This window comes from Adhaeribacter sp. (assembly GCF_057359045.1).
Map to the genome: position 1 here is coordinate 1 of NZ_JBMQUD010000107.1, position 3,299 is coordinate 3,299.

Annotated in this window: 2 protein-coding genes and 1 pseudogene; all 3 read right to left on the reverse strand. The window is 48.6% G+C overall.

The window, feature by feature from the left end; all coding sequences use genetic code 11:
* Positions 1-397, reverse strand: a pseudogene (locus ACO1R6_RS15950) (amidohydrolase family protein); the annotation flags it as partial.
* Positions 394-1,914 (reverse strand): PQQ-dependent sugar dehydrogenase, encoded by a 1,521-nt coding sequence (locus ACO1R6_RS15955; RefSeq protein ID WP_486265958.1) that lies wholly within the window; start codon positions 1,912-1,914, stop codon positions 394-396. The pseudogene ACO1R6_RS15950 and the gene ACO1R6_RS15955, both read right to left, overlap by 4 nt.
* A 3-nt stretch (positions 1,915-1,917) precedes the next feature.
* Positions 1,918-3,090, reverse strand: coding sequence for a plastocyanin/azurin family copper-binding protein (locus ACO1R6_RS15960; protein ID WP_486265959.1), 1,173 nt, complete (start codon positions 3,088-3,090; stop codon positions 1,918-1,920).
* Positions 3,091-3,299 lie beyond the last annotated feature (209 nt).

Below are 3,299 nucleotides of genomic sequence, written 5' to 3' on the forward strand. Positions count from 1 at the left end.
CCTCTTTTGGGTAAGTTGGGTTTAGGGTAAGCTGCCCCACCAGCCGGTCGGGGTATTGCTGCACCGCCTTTATAACCAAATCATTCGCTTCCCGGAACTCTGGCGGTGTCCATTTTTTATCTACCATGGGCAAGGCGATAAACAACTTTTCGATGCCCAGTTTATCGGCCATTTCTATCTGGATTTTGGCCAGATTACTATTGGGGTAAGCATTGGCATATGCATCTATTTTGCGGTATTTTTTAACTTCTCTGTAAATATTGTCAGTAGCCGCTGTTACTTCATCTCTGCTTAATGCTGCCCGATTATTTACCCGGTTAGCGCCGTTAATATTGCCCGAGAGCAGCAACCCGGCAGCCGATAAAGTAGCACCCGTAATAAATTTTCGCCGCTTCATAGCTTACCTGTTTTTAAGTTATTTAGCGTGTAGCAGATAAGTTTATTCGCCAGCGGCGCACCGGCGGTATTCTTAATATCGCCCAGTTTTAATTCGTACACGTAGCCGGCTTTTAAATTGTCCAGCGTAAGCGATACCTTTTTCCGGTCCGGTGACAACTGAATATTCTTGACCGGCACGTCCTGGATATCGGCCTGAATAGATTGGTCTACGCCTTCGGTTTTAGGCTTTTTATGATAAGGATAATAATAATGGCGGAAGTGATAATTAGCCAGATTTTTAGCGGCAGTTTCTTCTAAGGGCTGGGTAAACGTTAAATCAAACCCGGAGGCAGTCAGGTTCATGCTATATACATCCACGGGCGGCTTACCCGTAAACGAGATCCGCTGAATGCCCCGGTCGCCGCCCCAGCCAAAAGCAATCTGGCCTACCCACAAACTGCCGTCGGGAGCAAATGCTAAGCGGTTATTGCCTTTGCGCAAGCCCTGGGCATCGATAAACGGAATACAAGCGCCCTGTAACTCACCGCCCACACGCTCCAGCATTACCCGCATAATCCGGTCGCGGTTCATTTCGCCGACAAACAACTGGCCGGCAAACGGCCCGAATTTACCGCCGGTAGCATCGCATAAGGGTTGGGTAGGCGAATTGGCCATAATGCCTTGCGGAAACAACACGGCCGCTTTGGTGCGCATTTTATCTAACTCGGGTTCCGGAATTACAAAGGGATTGCCTCTTTTCCAATCTTTTTGCCAGACCAAACTAGCCGGATGGCCGTAAAACTTGCCGGCCTGAACATGGTACAACGTACTGGTTTCGACCCAATCGCTTTGGTTATCGGTTACAAATAAATTTCCGTCCAAATCAAAACCCAAGCCGTTGGGTGAACGCAACCCGGAAGCATATGGTACCAGTTGGCCCTGGGGTGTTATTTGCATGACCCAGCCCCGGTAAGGCACCGCCGAAAACATCTGGTACAAGCCCGGAATGGTATCGCGGCCTAGTTTATTTAGTTTGCCCCGAAGTTCGGGCCGGATAGCGCCGCCCGGCGACGCCGTATTCAGGCTGATATACAGGTTGCCCGTTTTATCTTTTACCGGACCGTAATTAAACTCGTGGTAATTGCCCGAAATGCCAAAATCGTCGGTAATATTTTCGTAATGGTCGGCCTGGCCGTCGCCGTTGGTATCTTTAATACGGGTTAGCTCGGGCCGCTGCATCACAATAAATTCCGATTCGTTTACCACCTGAATGCCTAAAGGCTCGTGCAAGCCTTCGGCAAATAATTTCCACACTTTTGTAACCGGGTTGTAAATCATTACTTCGCCCCGGATAAAGCATGCTACCAAGCGGCCATCGGGTAAAAAATTCAGGCCGCCGGTTTCGCCGGTTAAGCCTTCGGGTAGCTGAATATTTTCGATGGTATAAGCCGGCTGCGCCGGAATATCGGTAGCCGGTATGCCGCTGGTGCTTAGGAGCAAGGTTAAAAAAAGAAGCAGATTTACCGGCAATTTCATGGGCTATTTCTTCTTTTTATTGTTAAAAACCAGCGCGTAATGGGTCATGGTTAGGGTAAATTCCTGGGCTTCTTTGGCCGACAGCTTTAGTTTACCGTTTTCCCATTTTCCTTGGGAGGCATCAAATTTTACCGCACCATCGGTAACCCCCGGGTCAAACCAAATGGTTTTAACCGCATTTGGCAGTCGGAAAGTGCGGATTAAGCCGTTGCCATCGGCTTTGGGTTGGATGAGCTCGTAAACCTCCGTTCCGTTTAGGCTGTAGTGAAACTCGGGGTAGCGGTTTATTAAGCGGTAACCTTTGTATTCCACTTCGGGTACTTCTCCTACTTTGCCAATCCGGAATGGGTAAGTAGCATTATCGCGGTAAAAAACAGTACCAACTACTTTGGCTACGGCATCGGCATGCCCTTTCCAAAGGGCAGAATTATCGACAAAGCCGCCACGCCAGGCGTAACGTAACCGGCAGGTACCGGCATCCCAGCAATACGAAATATCCTGGGGTAAACTTACCGCAATCGCGGCCGGACTAGCATCATCCATAAAAACGCGGTACAAATAAGGCGCTACCGGCGTATACGGGTGCGCCGCGGCAGGCTTTTCGGTGGTATGATTCGCGTGGGCCGTTGGCTTACCGGTAACACTAGCCGCCATGGCGTTTATATTTTCTACGCGCCGGGCCTCCGGAATATTATCATCGGTTTTAATATCCGGCAGGTTATTACTGTTGGCCACGTACATGGCTCCGTACATAATATAGCCGTGGCCCGGATAGGTGCACACGTACGGATACACGCCTGGCTTTTGCGGCGCGGTAAAGGTAATTGCCTTGGTTTGGTTGGGTGAAATAACCGGCACCGCCCACAATACCTGCGGCGTTTTAGGAATATACCCCAGCAGCGGTCCTTTTTCTTCCAGTTGCTGCGCAGCTTTAATCACCATCAACCGGGCACCCGGCGCGGTTATGAGTAAATTATGGCTCATATCATCGGCGTTGCTAAATATTAACTTTACGCGGGCACCGGGTTTTACCTGAAAGCGGGCCAAATCGTACTGCATACCCGCAATAGCCGTGATAGAAATGGTGGTTACAGAATCGTCGGTTGGCCGGGCGCTTACCTGCATTATGGCTAATACAGCCCATAATATTACCAACAAGTACCTTTTAACCAGCATAAAATAGATTCTTAGATATTATTCTGCTTATATAAATCGGGTAAGAAAACAATTTAAAAGGCTTAAAGAAAACCTAGGTTTATTCTATCAGGACTCCCGCCCAGACGAAGCTAAATAAGGGCTTATGAGGCAGCGGTAACGTACCCGAAAATAAACAAAAAAACCTAATATGAAAATACTTTAACTATATTTTTAAGACGTTCGCACCA

What these genes read in the sequence shown, in the direction of transcription:
- ACO1R6_RS15955 (WP_486265958.1), bottom strand. Translation starts at nt 1,914, where the DNA reads ATGAAATTGCCGGTAAATCTGCTTCTTTTTTTAACCTTGCTCCTAAGC.
- ACO1R6_RS15960 (WP_486265959.1), bottom strand. Translation starts at nt 3,090, where the DNA reads ATGCTGGTTAAAAGGTACTTGTTGGTAATATTATGGGCTGTATTAGCC.